The organism is Siphonobacter sp. SORGH_AS_1065, assembly GCF_030818595.1.
Lineage (GTDB): Bacteria > Bacteroidota > Bacteroidia > Cytophagales > Spirosomataceae > Siphonobacter.
Genome location: NZ_JAUTAM010000004.1, coordinates 4,381,004 through 4,396,198, shown reverse-complemented (window position 1 = coordinate 4,396,198; position 15,195 = coordinate 4,381,004). Strand labels below are relative to the sequence as shown.

At 45.1% G+C, this 15,195-nt stretch carries 15 protein-coding genes; all 15 read left to right on the top strand.

Going from position 1 to position 15,195, the window contains the following annotated elements:
- Positions 1 to 567: an O-methyltransferase gene (locus QE390_RS19010; protein WP_307143334.1), complete on the top strand. Its 567-nt coding sequence runs from the start codon at positions 1 to 3 to the stop codon at positions 565 to 567.
- Between the two features lie 113 nt (positions 568 to 680).
- Positions 681 to 1,151: a cyclic pyranopterin monophosphate synthase MoaC gene (moaC, locus tag QE390_RS19005; RefSeq protein ID WP_106637852.1), complete on the top strand. Its 471-nt coding sequence runs from the start codon at positions 681 to 683 to the stop codon at positions 1,149 to 1,151.
- Between the two features lie 239 nt (positions 1,152 to 1,390).
- Positions 1,391 to 1,963, top strand: a complete 573-nt coding sequence (locus QE390_RS19000) for an NTP transferase domain-containing protein (RefSeq protein WP_106637853.1) — start codon at positions 1,391 to 1,393, stop codon at positions 1,961 to 1,963.
- A gap of 28 nt (positions 1,964 to 1,991) precedes the next feature.
- A complete protein-coding gene (locus QE390_RS18995; protein ID WP_198555292.1) occupies positions 1,992 to 3,155 on the top strand; it encodes a mechanosensitive ion channel family protein in 1,164 nt (387 codons plus the stop codon).
- A gap of 230 nt (positions 3,156 to 3,385) precedes the next feature.
- Positions 3,386 to 5,224: a transcription termination factor Rho gene (gene rho / locus QE390_RS18990; RefSeq protein ID WP_307143333.1), complete on the top strand. Its 1,839-nt coding sequence runs from the start codon at positions 3,386 to 3,388 to the stop codon at positions 5,222 to 5,224.
- A 308-nt stretch (positions 5,225 to 5,532) separates the two neighbouring features.
- Positions 5,533 to 6,528 (top strand): OmpA family protein, encoded by a 996-nt coding sequence (locus QE390_RS18985; protein WP_307143332.1) that lies wholly within the window; start codon positions 5,533 to 5,535, stop codon positions 6,526 to 6,528.
- A 27-nt stretch (positions 6,529 to 6,555) separates the two neighbouring features.
- Positions 6,556 to 7,107 carry a helix-hairpin-helix domain-containing protein gene (locus tag QE390_RS18980; RefSeq protein ID WP_307143331.1) on the top strand — a complete coding sequence of 184 codons (552 nt, stop codon included), beginning with the start codon at positions 6,556 to 6,558 and terminating at the stop codon, positions 7,105 to 7,107.
- Positions 7,108 to 7,156: 49 nt separating this feature from the next.
- The gene (locus tag QE390_RS18975) at positions 7,157 to 7,795 is read left to right on the top strand and encodes a hypothetical protein (RefSeq protein WP_307143330.1); all 639 of its coding nucleotides are present in this window, start codon (positions 7,157 to 7,159) and stop codon (positions 7,793 to 7,795) included.
- Between the two features lie 58 nt (positions 7,796 to 7,853).
- Positions 7,854 to 8,921: a M20/M25/M40 family metallo-hydrolase gene (locus QE390_RS18970; protein ID WP_307143329.1), complete on the top strand. Its 1,068-nt coding sequence runs from the start codon at positions 7,854 to 7,856 to the stop codon at positions 8,919 to 8,921.
- A gap of 146 nt (positions 8,922 to 9,067) precedes the next feature.
- Complete coding sequence (locus tag QE390_RS18965) at positions 9,068 to 9,652, top strand: DUF502 domain-containing protein (RefSeq protein WP_106637859.1); 585 nt, start codon at positions 9,068 to 9,070, stop codon at positions 9,650 to 9,652.
- Positions 9,653 to 9,786: 134 nt separating this feature from the next.
- Entirely contained in the window at positions 9,787 to 10,377 is a 591-nt protein-coding gene (locus QE390_RS18960) for a hypothetical protein (protein ID WP_307143328.1), read from the top strand.
- 141 nt (positions 10,378 to 10,518) lie between these two features.
- Positions 10,519 to 11,754 (top strand): 3-phosphoshikimate 1-carboxyvinyltransferase, encoded by a 1,236-nt coding sequence (locus tag QE390_RS18955; protein ID WP_307143327.1) that lies wholly within the window; start codon positions 10,519 to 10,521, stop codon positions 11,752 to 11,754.
- 643 nt (positions 11,755 to 12,397) lie between these two features.
- Positions 12,398 to 12,979: a Crp/Fnr family transcriptional regulator gene (locus QE390_RS18950; protein WP_106637861.1), complete on the top strand. Its 582-nt coding sequence runs from the start codon at positions 12,398 to 12,400 to the stop codon at positions 12,977 to 12,979.
- A 42-nt stretch (positions 12,980 to 13,021) separates the two neighbouring features.
- Positions 13,022 to 14,317: an NCS2 family permease gene (locus tag QE390_RS18945; RefSeq protein ID WP_106637862.1), complete on the top strand. Its 1,296-nt coding sequence runs from the start codon at positions 13,022 to 13,024 to the stop codon at positions 14,315 to 14,317.
- A gap of 9 nt (positions 14,318 to 14,326) precedes the next feature.
- Entirely contained in the window at positions 14,327 to 15,178 is an 852-nt protein-coding gene (locus QE390_RS18940) for a 5'-methylthioadenosine/adenosylhomocysteine nucleosidase (protein WP_106637863.1), read from the top strand.
- Positions 15,179 to 15,195 lie beyond the last annotated feature (17 nt).

Below are 15,195 nucleotides of genomic sequence, written 5' to 3'. Positions count from 1 at the left end.
ATGAGTACGAGTGAACCTTTTGCTTATGAAGCAATCTTGAAAGATACCCAGGACTCTGGCTTTACGATGGCCTCCGAGCCGCTGACGGGTTCTTTGCTTCGGACGCTGGCTGCCACCAAACCCGGTGGGAAATTTCTGGAATTAGGCACGGGTACGGGATTATCTACCAGTTGGATTCTCGCCGGAATGGATGCGGCATCGACATTGATTTCGGTTGATAATGATCCTAAATTTCTGGAGATTGCGGAACGTCACCTTCACAGTGATGAGCGACTTACACTGGTACGAGCCGATGCGGGAGAATGGCTGGAAGCGAATGCGGAGGAGTCATTCGACTATATCTTTGCGGATACCTGGCACGGGAAATACCTGTTACTGGACGAAACACTGGCTCTATTGAAACCGGGTGGTTTATACATCATCGACGACTTATTACCGCAACCCAACTGGCCCGAAGGACATGATATAAAGGCCCATTTATTAAAAGAACGCCTCCTTTCAGAACCCCAACTCTGGATCACCCAACAAGATTGGGCCACGGGTATTATGATTGGGGTGAAAAAATAAGTCTAGTTGTTAGTTTTCAGTTTATAGTTGTCAGTTAGCGTTCGAATACTAGTGAGTGTTAATAAAGACATCCATCATAACTGAAAACTAACAACTAAAAACTGAAAACTATTATGCCTCTTTCTCATATAGACGAAAATGCGAACCCTACGATGGTGGATGTGGGGGACAAGCTGATTACCCGCCGGACGGCTACGGCCCGGAGTCTGGTTTTATTACCCCCAGCCGTGCTGGAAGCTTTGCAGGATGGTGAAATTAAGACCAAGAAAGGCCCTGTGTTTCATACCGCCATTATTGCCGGAACGATGGGGGCGAAGAAGACTTCGGAACTAATCCCCTTCTGTCATCCGCTGGGACTGGATTCCTGTAAGTTCAAAATTGAAGTCATGGGTAATCAGGTGCAAATTGATTGTACCTGTGCTCTGGAAGCCAAAACCGGGGTAGAAATGGAAGCCCTGACGGGAGCCTCTATCGCTGCTCTGACGATTTATGACATGTGCAAAGCTTTATCTCACGATATCGTTATTCAAGAAACCCGGTTACTCACCAAAACAGGCGGAAAATCTGATTTTCAATCAAAATAGATTGTTTGAGGAGGTTTGAATGGTTTTGAAATCGTTTGATTTTCTGAAAAACCATAGCCCTGGAGGGGTTCAATACGAATAGCCCCGGATGTAATCCGGGGTTTCTTGCAATATCCTATATGTTACTCTTCCCCGGATTACATCCGGGGCTACCCATATTAAACCACGCTGGGGTTATTAAAAGCTGGGTTTATTAAAAAACGATCAAACCTTCTCAAATTAACCCAAGTCAAAGTGAAATGAAGCAATTACCGCCGCTTTGGGGATTGGTGCTGGCTGGGGGGCAAAGTTCCCGCATGGGGCAGGACAAGGCCTGGTTGAGTTACCACGACATGCCTCAGTGGCAGTACGTACAGAAGCTGTTACAAAAGGTTTGTGAGCGGGTATATCTTTCCATGAATCCTTCTCAACCATCCGTTTCGGGCGAGTTAGTAATCACCGATCAATACGCGGAGCAGGGGCCAATGGGCGGGTTAATGTCCGCCATAGGAACCAATTCTGAAGTGGCCTGGTTAGTAATGGCGGTAGATATGCCTGTCGTAACCGAAGAAACCTTACGTTTTTTGTCGACTCATCGGAACCCTGCATGTGCGGCAACGGTTTATAGAACTTCTGATAATCAGATAGAACCATTATTGGCCATTTATGAGCCGTCTAGTTTTTCATCGATTCATACTTTATTTGAAAAAAAAGCATTAAGCTTGCAGAAATTTCTAGGGACATCAGACGTTACTTTCCTGAGTCCGCCCAAGCCCTCAGAGTTAATCAGTATAGATACCCCCGAAGCCTACCGATACTGGAATAAGCATTAAGCTTTCTCTTCAGATTCTCCGCTAAGGTTTGCAATCCCATAGATTACGATTGGAACAGTTTCAGGAATTTTTAAACAAGTATCTTCCAGGAAACGACTGGCTCAATTTTTTAGGATTCTTTGTTATCCTTGCTACTGGAACGCTCTTTCGCCGTTTTATTGGCAAAAAGCTGAGTCAGATCACCTTCGGAATCGTTCGAAGGGTATCCCGGGAAAATGAAGTAACGGTTCAGGAGTTTGTTACTTTATTGGGGCGACCTCTGGAATATGTCTTTTTGCTGGTCATTGCTTTTTTTGCCTTTGATCTCATTCATATCCCTACCCAGTGGGAGCTGGCTCATCCAACGGAATTTGGCCTTCGCCTTATTTTTCTCAGAGGATACAAAAGTTTACTCATTCTGGCCCTAACGTGGGTTCTGATTCGTTTTGTGAAGTTTCTGGCGATTGTTTTTACCCGTCGGGCAGAACGAACGGACACGAAAATGGATGATCAGCTGGTGCCTTTTCTAACAGACATCATCATTGCATTGATCGTCATTGTGGCGGGGCTGATTATAACGGGCAAGGTATTTAATATTGACGTTGCCACGTTAATCACCGGACTGGGAATTGGCGGTATCGCTATTGCTTTGGCGGCCCGCGAAACGCTGGAAAACCTGCTTGCGTCGTTTACCATTTTTATGGACGGCTCATTCGTAGTAGGAGACGCCGTACAGATCGGGACGATGACAGGCGATGTAGAAAAAATAGGCTTCCGCAGTACGCGTATACGTACGGTAGATGGCAGTCTGGTAACCGTACCCAATCGTCTGATTGTCTCACAGGTATTAGAAAACCTTACTCAGCGTGAATTCCGACGGGCCAAGTATACGATCCGGCTGGATTTAAGTACCTCTTCCGAACGGTTAAGAGCGGTGATTTCTGATATTCAGGACGCAATTGACGTTCATGAATTTACAAAAAACAAACCTGGTGTCATACGTTTTGATGCCTTCGGCGATCAGTCCTTTGACGTACTGATTATCTATTTTGTAGAAACCCGGGACATTCGCACGTTTAACCGAATCAAGGAAGAAATTAATTTCAAGATTATGCAAATCGTTTTAACCCATAAAGTTCGCTTTGCCAATCCTATCAGTACCGTTTATTTGAAAAACGATTTTATCAATAACTCTGGCGATAACTCGCTGTAACAAAAAAGTTTAGGTTGAGATATTGACAAAATGCTTTCGTCCGTTTTACCTTTGCAACTCATTCACCAATGCGACGCATCTCCAGACGCTGGTACGCTCTCCTTCCCCAATCGTTGTAGTAGCTTTTACCCTTCTGTGAATGAATCAAAAACAACTCAAGCATTTTTTCTATTTCACCCCACCATATTAATTTTCTATTCCGGCACGGCCGCGATTGATACGTTATTTTCATGTATACATCAGAAGAGCTGAGTTTGCGGCTGCTGTCAGAATTGAGGGCAATCGCAAGGGAGTTGAGTATATCTAATCCCACCCAATTGTCCAAATCTGATCTCATTGCTAAAATTCTAGAAAGACAGGTCGAACAGAAAAAGCCTGCCAGTACCACTCATATGCCAGCAGCCTCCGATAAACCCCGGGCTCGGCGTACGCGGAAAGTGGCCGAAGAACAGGAGGTAACTCCCGCTCCGGTAGCCCAGCCCGTCGTTGCTGAATCACCCGTAGTTGAAACTCCTGCGGCTCCGGTTGAACCCGTTTCAACTGAAAATCAGGATAATCGACACAAACGTACCCGTATTCGTCGCGGTAACTCAGACGAGAAAATCCCAGAAGCTTCTACTTCCACTCTGGAAGCTGCGGAAGAACAAAAAAATCAGCAAGATTCGGCTTTTGAGCCCATTGATGAAATGGAAATTCCGGCTGAATTAGCGAATGATTTTTCTTTAGACGAGGCGTATCAGGCCACTATGGAAGTAATGCCTGAGCCTCAGACGACTGCCGTTCAGGCTCCTAATCCTGAGACTGGTGCACGTCCGAACAATCGGGAAAACCGTGAACCTCGCGACCGGGAAGGACGTACCGATGAAAATGGACAGCCTTTACAGCCCAATCCTCGCTCGCAGCAAATGCAGCAGCAGGTGAAGCGTAACTATAACCAACACATTCGGGAGTTCGACGGATTAATTGAAAACGAAGGAGTTCTGGAAATTATGTCAGACGGAGGATACGGCTTTTTGCGTTCCGCTGATTATAACTACCTGGCTTCTCCCGATGATATTTACGTATCTCCTTCTCAGATTAAATTATTTGGTCTGAAAACGGGAGACACCGTTCGGGGAGCGATTCGCCCTCCCAAAGAAGGGGAGAAGTATTTTGCCCTGTTACGAGTGGAATCCGTTAACGGAAAAACCACCGAAGAGATTCGGGACCGTATTCCTTTTGAATACTTAACTCCCTTATTTCCAACGGAAAAATTAAATCTGTTTACCTCGGGTCGCGAAAACTCTACCCGTATCCTTGATCTATTTGCTCCCATTGGGAAAGGTCAGCGGGGGATGATCGTAGCTCAGCCTAAAACGGGTAAAACGGTATTACTGAAAGAAATTGCCAACGCCATTGCCCGTAACCACCCCGAAGTGTTCCTGTTGATCCTGCTGATTGACGAACGCCCGGAAGAGGTAACGGATATGCAGCGAAGTGTAAAGGCGGAGGTTATTTCCTCTACGTTTGATGAGCAGGCCGATCGCCACGTGAAAGTATCGAGCATGGTATTGGAAAAAGCCAAACGTATGGTAGAATGCGGTCACGATGTCGTTATTCTGCTGGATTCTATTACTCGTCTGGCTCGTGCGTATAATACGGTCGTTCCATCTTCGGGTAAAATCCTGTCGGGTGGGGTAGACGCCAATGCTCTTCATAAACCCAAACGCTTCTTCGGTGCAGCTCGTAATGTGGAGAACGGAGGTTCATTAACCATTATTGCTACCGCTCTGATTGAAACGGGAAGCCGGATGGATGAGGTGATCTTTGAGGAATTCAAAGGTACAGGTAACATGGAACTTCAGCTGGATCGGAAACTCTCGAATCGTCGGATTTTCCCAGCTATCGATGTTCCTGCTTCCGGTACTCGTCGCGAGGATCTGCTTATGGATCCCGAAACGCTCAAACGAGTATGGATCTTACGCAAATATATGTCCGATATGAATTCCGTAGAATCAATGGAATTCCTGCTGGAAAAAATGCGGGGAACCCGTTCAAACGAAGAGTTCTTACTCTCAATGAATCGATAATACTAGCGTTTGAGTGTTTGATTTCGTTTAAGAAAAGTTTAAAGAGGTTTTAGTGATTAAAACATTTTCAGACCTTACGAAACGAAACCAAACGTTCAAATGTAGAAAAGAGCCTTGCCTACAGGTGAGGCTCTTTTTTTATAACCTTTTCGGGTAAGCCTGAGTTATTATTATAGGCATATTTAACAAATGGCTTCGTTAGTAAACAAACAGAAGTACCTTTGCAGATGTCGACGGATTCTTAAGTGTTTTCGAACTAATCTTCCATTCGTTCGCTCAGAACTTTTCATTTTATCTAACGATTTGTTATGTCAACCGTCAAAACGCTGACTTGGTTAGTGCTAATCAGCTGGATTGCAGGAGGGGCTTATTGGCACGTTTGCCAGATTAAACAATTGTGTGATGGAAATCCAGAACCAGTAGTGGTAAGCGAAGAGGTTTCTTCTACTGAATTTGATATACCGGCCCTTGATATCCAAGACGCTAATTCTTTTCATGTAACTTCCATACACAATCTGGGTTTTGCTCGTTCAAGAGGTGGGGTTTCTACGGAGGCGGTCCAGCCTCAGTTACAATCGCTGGCGGTTTATCTGAAAGCTAATCCCAGGAAAACAGTGAAATTGGTTGGGTATTATGCCAGTGACGAGGAGAATAATACGGCCTTCCAATCCTTAGGATTAGCCCGGGCTGATGCGATTAAGCAATACTTTTTGAAGTTAGGAGTTCCTGATAAACAGGTATTGACCGAAGCCGAACAACGGGCCTTAGCCTTCAGTCCGGCGGACTCATCCTATGGAGCAGGCTTTGTCTTTTCGGGAACAGCCGAAGTGGCAGAAACGCTGACGGAAGAAAAGCTAACGGAAACGACCCAGCCAGCCTCCACTGCTACTTCCTTCGAAGTCCCCAAAGGACAAACGGAAGAGGAACTAGCCGCTGCGGCTACGTATGAAAGCATTTTCCGGCCCATGGAGTTATATTTCCCGCTGAGCAGTAATCAATTCATTCGAACGAAAGATAACGAGACGTTTTTTAATGAAGTAAAGAAATACCTGAAACAGAACCCTAATAAACGCCTGATATTAACCGGGCATACGGACAGTGAAGGGCCAGATGACTCGAATTTGAGACTATCTAAAAGTCGGGCAGAGGCAGTAAAGCGACAGTTTGTCAGAAAGGGAATAAAGCCTGATCAGATTATTACGATTGGAAAAGGAGAGACGCAGCCGCTGGCAGACAATACGTTACCTGCGGGCCGAAAGGCTAATCGTCGGGTAACGATGGTGATCGACGAACAGAAGATGTAACAGAATTTTTCGGAAACAAGTATTGATATGTACGAACATTTTAATCCCATGCATCTGGAAAGTGCCTGGTTACAACACCTGATTTTTCTGGGAGGAGCCGGCATTCTGGGGTATATCATTGGCTATCTGAACGGGAAGACGACCCTCAATAAGCTAAAGGCAAGTTTAAGTAATCTGGAGTTTCATCTGAATCAGTGCGAGCAGGGTTTGTACGTGCCGCCGCAGCCGAAAGCCATTCATCCGGCTACCCCTATTGCCGAGCCCATCGTAGCTCCGCCCGCTGAAGAGGCAGCTCAGCCGATGGCGACTACTGTAATTCCGAATGAGGAAGACGACCTGAAAAAGATTGAAGGCATTGGTCCCAAAGTAGAGAAGCTATTGCATGAGGCGGGTATCAAAACTTTTGCTCAGCTAGCAGCGGCGGAACCTTCCCACGTGATGTCCATTTTGCGGGCTTCTGGCGGTTCCCGTTTCCAGGTTCAGGAGTCCAGTAGCTGGGCTAAACAGGCGAAACTGGCTCAGGAAGGAAAATGGGAACAGCTAAAAGCGTTACAGCAGGAGATAACCCAGAAGGGGTAATAAGGACGTAAGACTTGCATTGAAGAATGCTATTCAAGCTTAGAAAATCATGGTATTAATACAATCGTTAAGTCAAAACATACCCATTGCTGTGCTGGAAGCCGTCGCCATCATGACTTTGGTGGCGGGTATTGGCTGGATCTTAGGCCGCCGTTCCATGAATCATCAGATTGATACGATTCAAATGGAAATCGCTACCAAACAGGTGGAGCTGGAAATGTGTCGTCAGGGCAAACCGAAACCATTCAGACAGGACAAGACGACCAAGCCGTTCATGCCAGAGCCTTTTGCGGTGCCGCAACCTGACCCTGTCATTCCTTCTGAACCCGAAGTAATCAAAGAACCGACCATCGAGATACCTCTGGATATTGCTACTTTTGAAGGTATTCCAGGACTTACTTCCGCCATCGCAGCTCCGGTTATTCTGGATGAACCCGATGATCTGAAGGTTATTGAGGGGATTGGTCCTAAAATTGAACAAATCCTGAATGTCAACGGAATTATTAGCTTTAAAAGTCTGGCCAGTACCTCCGTTGACCACATCAGAGGGTTATTAAAAGCCGAAGGACCCCGTTTCGAAAACCGGGACCCTTCTACCTGGCCGGAGCAGGCTCAACTGGCTGCGGAAGGCCGCTGGGTGGAATTAAAAGAATGGCAGGATGAATTAAGTAAAGGGCAGCGGAGTTAATGAATAGCAGACTGTTGAAAAACAGTTAGGATGAACGTTTCATTTTTCAATTATCATTATGACTGAAAGTAGTAAAACCTTTCTCTATCAATACCTTAATAACCCATCGCCAACGGGTTTCGAAGCCTCAGGACAACGCATCTGGCTGGATTACATCAAACCTTACATTGACGAATACATCGTTGATACCTACGGTACAGTGGTGGGGGTAATCAACCCAGGCCAGCCTTACAAAGTAGTAATCGAAGCTCACTCCGATGAGATTTCCTGGTTTGTGAATTACATCTCAGACGACGGTTACATCTACGTTCGCCGTAACGGCGGTTCTGATGCGGTCATTGCTCCTTCCAAGCGGGTGAATATTCACACGAAAAAAGGAATCGTTAAAGGCATTTTTGGCTGGCCTGCCATTCACGTACGTGACCTGGCAAAAGACACGGCCCCGAAAGTAACCGACCTGACGATTGATTGTGGGGCTACGAAAAAGGAATTGGAAGAAAAAGGCGTTCATGTGGGTTGCGTCATCACCTTCGAAGACGAGTTAACCGAATTAAATGATCGCTATTTTGTTGGTCGTGCTCTGGATAACCGCGTGGGCGGTTTTATGATTGCAGAAGTAGCTCGTTTGCTAAAAGAAAATCAGATGACATTGCCCTATACCTTGTACGTAGTCAATGCCGTTCAGGAAGAAATTGGCTTACGTGGAGCTGAAATGATTGCCCGCCGTCTGAAAGCTGATGTGGCTATCTGTACGGATGTAACGCACGATACTACTTCGCCGCGATACGATAAAAAAGAGCAGGGCGATTTACGCTGCGGTGGCGGTCCGGTGTTATGCTATGGGCCAGCGGTGCAAAATAACCTGCTGGATTTTCTCATTGGTGTAGCCGAAGAAAAAGAGATTGCCTTCCAGCGTCAGGCGGTAAGCCGCTCGACGGGCACGGATACGGACTCGTTTGCTTATGCGGCCGAAGGAACTGCTTCTGCTTTAATTTCCCTTCCGCTGAAGTACATGCACACTACGGTTGAAACCGTGAGTAAGCAGGACGTTCAGGCCGTGATTACTCTGATGTATGAAACCCTGTTAAAGCTCGAAAGCGGTCAGGATTTTAGATATTTAAGCTAACACAGGCAACGAAATAAACAGTATAGGGGTCGTAAGTGGGAACGCTTACGACCTTTTTGCGTAAGTATGCTAAATAAGCATAGGAAATGAACTTTGCTTCAGGAATCCCGATTGTAGAATAGATTCCCCTTCATTCCATTACCCCCATGAAAAAGCGAATACTGAATCGATTTATTAACTACTTCATTCGAGGCCTTTTACTCATTGCTCCCCTGTTTTTTACGGGCTACATCCTGTATCAGGCTTTTCTGTATCTGGATGGATTAATTCCAGTGGGCATTGGTACGGGTAAAGAGCAGATTCGGCTTTGGGGAGTGGGAATGGTAATCGTTCTGGCTATTGTCTTTCTCGTTGGTTTTCTGGGATCTACCTTTATCCTTATACCTATTTTCAATGTTTTTGAGGAAATCATTGATCGTCTTCCTCTGGTTCGGATTATTTATTCTTCCCTGAAAGATCTAACCTCAGCCTTTGTAGGCGATAAGAAGAAATTCAATCAGCCCGTGTTGGTAAAGATGGATGCCCATTCGGAGTTATACCGGATTGGTTTTCTAACCCAGACAGATTTAACAGATTGGGAATTGCCCGGTTCGGTCGCGGTATATTTTCCCCAGTCGTATGCGTTTTCCGGCCATTTGTTTATTGTTCCGAAAGAAAATGTAAAGCCTGTGAATGTAAGTGCTACGGAAGTAATGAAGTTTATTGTCTCGGGTGGCGTTACTTTGCATTAATCTTTACGACAAATTTGGTGTCAATCGTAGGAATGATTTTGTTCAGGAAAAGCCCAAACCCTCTGGCTGAAAGCATACTTTTCCTCGAAACCAGACGTTTTTTGGGTTGCCTGTTACTTTTGTTACTGAAAGCTATGAAATGGATTATACTCCTTCTGACCACCTTTTCTGCTACGGCTTTATGGGCTCAGAGTCCTTCTACGGAAGAATTATTACGGAAAGCGAACCCAAGTATGGGTCGGGCTTTAACGGCCCATCAATCGGTGAAATACATTGCCGTTGATTATCCCGGTGGGAGAAAGCGTTTTTTCGTGGGCGACGAGATTGTCTTCAAAGCCAAAGGGCAGAGTGGAAAAATCCGTGATAATATTTTTGCCGTTACCGACTCTACCGTCGTCTTCGCTGATTTTAGTGAAATTACCAATCAGAATGAATTCGTAGAGTACCGGCTCGATCAGATTCGTAAAGTTTATTTCATGAATGGAAGCGGGCTGGCGGTTCAGGCGGGTTATCTATTACCCATCGCCGGAGCTCTTTATTTTGTCATGGATTTCTTCAGTCCTGTCTGGAATCAGGAGTTCAAGGGAGCTCCTTTGCAGTTGAAAACCTCTACCGCCATCGTTTCGGGCGGTTTGTTCGGTTTGGGAGCTTTGTGTTTTAAATCCACTCATAAGGCCTTGAAAATCGGTAATCGCAATCGCTTAAGAATTCTAAAAACGATGTAGACCGGGATTAATGGGGGTCTTTGGTACGTCAATAAATTTAAATTTCGGCCAAAACTCAAAACGGTTATAAAGTAAAACCCCGGAAAAAGAATAATTTTGCGGCTGGTTGTTATTGCGTGCATATTATTCTTCTGTACTGTCTTGAAAAAGCTCCTCCTCCATAAAGTTACCAAACCTTTTCAGGTTGACATTTTATTACCTGCTTCCAAATCCGAATCGAATCGTGCTCAAATCCTGAACGCGTTAGCGGGTGGTAAGGGCTTGCTCACGAACCTTTCCGAAGCTCGTGATACACAAACCATGCAACGCTTACTGATCCTGGATGGACCAGTAGCCGACGTACTCGATGCGGGAACGACCATGCGTTTCCTAACGGCTTATTACGCCGTGCTAGGCAAGAAAAAGATCATGACGGGGACTGCCCGGATGCAGGAACGCCCGATTGGAATTCTGGTAGATGCCCTGCGGGAATTGGGAGCTGATATTACGTATCAGAAAAATGAAGGCTACCCACCGCTGGAGCTGAACGGATTCAAATTTTCCGGCAAGAAGGATTTAACCATGCGGGGCGACGTGAGCAGCCAGTTTATCTCAGCGATACTGATGATTGCTCCCACCTTACCTGAAGGGTTAACCATTCATTTGACGGGTAACCTGGGTTCGATACCTTACATTGAAATGACCATCCAGCAAATGCGTCAGTTTGGAGCAGAGGTAACGGCAGACTGGGAAAACCGCACCATTCGTGTAGAAGCAAAACCTTACGCAACTTGCGATTATGCCATTGAATCCGATTGGTCGGGAGCAAGTTACTGGTATAGTCTGGTAGCGTTAGGACCCGAAGGCTCAGAAGTAGAGCTATTGGGCTTAAAAGAAAATTCACTTCAGGGAGACTCGGCCATTGTTGACATTATGCGTCAACTGGGGGTAGAAAGCACCTTCACTGGTCGTGGGTTTAAACTGACACAAATTCCAGCAAGTGGTCATCTGGAGTGGGATTTTACGCATTGTCCTGATCTGGCTCAAACGGTTTCGGTGGTAGCGGCCATGAAAGGAGTGCCTGCGATTTTTACCGGCATTGAAAGTCTGAAAGTAAAAGAAACGGATCGGGTGTTAGCAATTCAGCTGGAGCTTCAAAAATTCGGAGCCGATCTGGTGGAAGTAACGCCAAATGAAAAATATCAGATTCAGGTAGGGGAAAGTACCGATTGGAATAAGCCCGAAACGATTATTCATACGTATGAAGACCACCGGATGGCTATGGCTTTTGCTCCCATCGCCATGCGAACAGACCTGATTATAGATGATGCGTCAGTGGTCGCCAAATCTTATCCTCGGTTTTGGGATGACCTCTCCAAAATTATCGAAATTTCCTAATTTGAAGACGAGACCCGATCATTAATATCGGGTCTCGTCTTTTTTAGAGACAAGATGATGGAAGGTCCTAACCGATCAAGAGCAGTGTCGACGTTTATACATTAGGTTATTTAAGAAAGTAAATTAAAAACGATAGTATAAGACTCATTAGTTAACGTATCCACTAGTAGAAACAAAAGACTTTAATTGTTTCTGAGGGACAATAAGTAGTGTGAAAGTATATAAGAATATGACAATTGAGCGTTTATAAGGCAAATCGTTTGAAGCACTTTCTTTCTATAAAATCATCCAGTAAAATCCATGTGATTGAGTATTTTCGTATATAAATTCTTAACCACGTATATAAATGTTAATTCGAAATCTAATGAATAGATTTTTTTATTTGAATAGAATTTATTGGGTAGGATAGTAGTATTTATCCGGTAAATTATGATTTAACGCTCATAGAAGGCTATGGATTAGTTAATTGATGGAATTTAAGATACTAATTTTATGTATTTATATTTATGAGTATTTTGACTTAAAAAACGCAGGTAACTTAAAAAAATATCGAATTGTTGGCTTGCGTTATGGTAAGTACCATAAAAATGTGCTATTTTAGCTGACAGTAAAACCGCCATTTCATAATTTCCTTGAAAAACGTATGCTTTCAGAAAACGTTACACAGCCACTCTTGTCCTACATCCGCAGATATGTGGAGCTGTCTCAAGAAGATGTAGATGCCATCAACTCTGCGTACCAAACTCGACCCTTCAAAAAAGGTGATTTTTTTATTCATCAGGGAGACCACATTGATGAGGTTGCCTTTGTGATTGAAGGAGTAATGCGAGTGTACCGCACCGACAAAGGAAAAGAAGTAACTCTATTCCTTCGAGACGAAAATTCTTTTGTGACGAGTGTAACCGGTTATTCTACCCACCGTCTCAGCCCTTATTCGGTTCAGGCTCTGGAAGATTCTACTTTACTGGTGATGACGAGTGAAGATCGGGCAACCCTTTTTGAAGAATCGCAAGCCTATCAGCGTTTTTCAATGATGATGCTGGAACGTACCGTTCAGGACATGGAAGGCCGTATTGATTCTCAAATTGCTGACAATGCTGCTGATCGTTATTTACGTTTATTGCAGGATCACCCCTCGTTAATTCAGCGGGTTCCTCAGTATCATTTGGCTTCTTATCTGGGTGTAACGCCCGAATCATTAAGCCGTTTGCGGAAATATCTTTAGTAGTAGGTTCATAATCGAACTTTTTCTACGCAAATTAGGGACATGAAGCCTATTCAAAAGGGCCATGTCCCTAATTCTTTTTATACCGAAATACTAGCCGGTATCACGAGCTTTCTGGCTACCGCCTATATCATTGTAGTGAATCCTTCGGTATTATCTCTTTCCGGAATGCCCTTTTCCGGCGTGTTAACCGCTACCGTTCTGGTATGTTTTTTCTGTAGTCTGATGATGGGACTGTATGCCAAAAGTCCTTACGTGGTTGCACCGGGCATGGGGCTTAATGCCTTCTTCACATATACCGTCGTGCAGGGAATGAATGTACCCTATACAACGGCCCTGGGAGCCGTTTTCTGGGCGGGGATTTTCTTTTTAATCATCTCTATTTTTAACGTTCGGGTGGTGTTAATTAAGGCCATTCCCAAATCTTTGCGTTATGGCATAGCCGCCGGTATCGGGCTGTTCATTACCCTCATCGGACTAATCAATGCCAAATTTGTCGTAGCAAACCCGGCTACCATTATCAGCATAGGTACGTTAAACCCGGCGGTAATCATTTTCATTATTGGTCTGTTAAGTACCCTGGTCTTCATTCAGAAAAAAGTAAACGGCGGCATTTTATGGGGGATCGTTCTTACGACATTCATTGCATTAATTCCCGGCAGATTATACGAAAGTGAGCGACTGATTAACTGGAAAGGTGTTTTCGCTGCCCCGGATTTTAGTCTGATCTTTCAGCTGGATATTTGGGGCTCTTTAACGTGGGCGATGGCTCCGGTCATTTTTGCCTTCGTTTTTACGGATCTTTTTGATAGCCTCAGTACATTCATCGGATTAGCCGAAGCCACGGGCCGACTCGATGAAGAAGGGGAGCCTTTAGCCATCAAAGAATCGCTGTTAACCGATGCCGTGGCGACGACCCTGGCGGGATTAGTTGGGAGTAGTCCGGGAACGGCTTACATTGAATCGGCTGTAGGCATTGAAGCGGGGGGACGAACAGGGCTTACCGCCGTTACGGCTGCCTTTTGCTTTTTACCCTGCCTTTTTCTCTCACCTCTCTTAAGCATGGTGCCCTCCTTTGCAACGGCACCAGCTCTGGTCGTGGTAGGCGTATTTATGATGAAAACCGTAATACGCATTCCTTGGGACGAATGGGAAGAAGCCGTCCCTGCTTTTCTGGCTATGGTCTTAATCCCTTTCAGCTATAGCATTACTCAGGGAATCATTTGGGGCTTTCTAAGTTATGGAGCCCTGAAACTAGCTTCTGGTAAGTTTCGGCAGTTACCTTTGGCCTTCTGGCTGATTATTGGCTTGTGTCTGGCCGCTTTACTGAATGAATAAGTAATAAAAATGAAAAAGATTTTTGGAATTCTATGGATTCTTTTAGGCCTGACCTCAGGACTGAGAGCACAATTGACCTATTCCACCACGCCCGATCAAACGAGTGGCTTTCCCAGGAAAACCAGCAATTACACCGCCATTATGGGAGCATTCGCAGATGAGGTGGAGGTTTTGAAAAAAGAGATCAAAGGTCGTAAAGAGAAAAAAATTGAAGGACTAACTTTCTATACAGGACAATTGGAAGGCAAGAAAGTGGTGTTGGTGCAGGGAGGAATTGGTAAGGTTAATGCCGCTCTGACTACTACTTTATTGTTGGAACATTTCAGACCTCAACAGGTATTGTTTACCGGAATTGCGGGAGGGTTGAATCCCGATTATCATCCCGGAGATATTGTCATTGCGACTCAGGTGGCTCACCACGATTATGGACGTTATCTGAATGAAGGAATGCAACAGCGACCAACGCGGAACCCCTATAACTTCAAAGAAAATCCAGTTTATTTTCAGTCAGATTCGGCTTTATTACTCGTGACGGGCCTCGTGGTTCCGAAGGTAAAACTGGAGTCGATTGGCGATTACAAGCCGCTCATCCACACAGGGATTGTCGTAACCGGAGATGTGTTTATGGCTTCTGATTCAGCCAGTCTGAACATTCGCCGAACCATGAAAGCCGATGCCATTGAAATGGAAGGGGCAGCCGTTAGCCAGATTTGTTACCAGCAAAAAGTGCCTTTTTTAATCATTCGAAGTTTGTCAGATAATGCCAATCATTCCGCTTCGGTAGATATGCATAAATTCGGACCAATTGCGGCTCGCAACTCAGCTACGCTGGTAAAAGCACTGGTACAGCGGCTAAAATAGGGCCGTAAGTACGGATT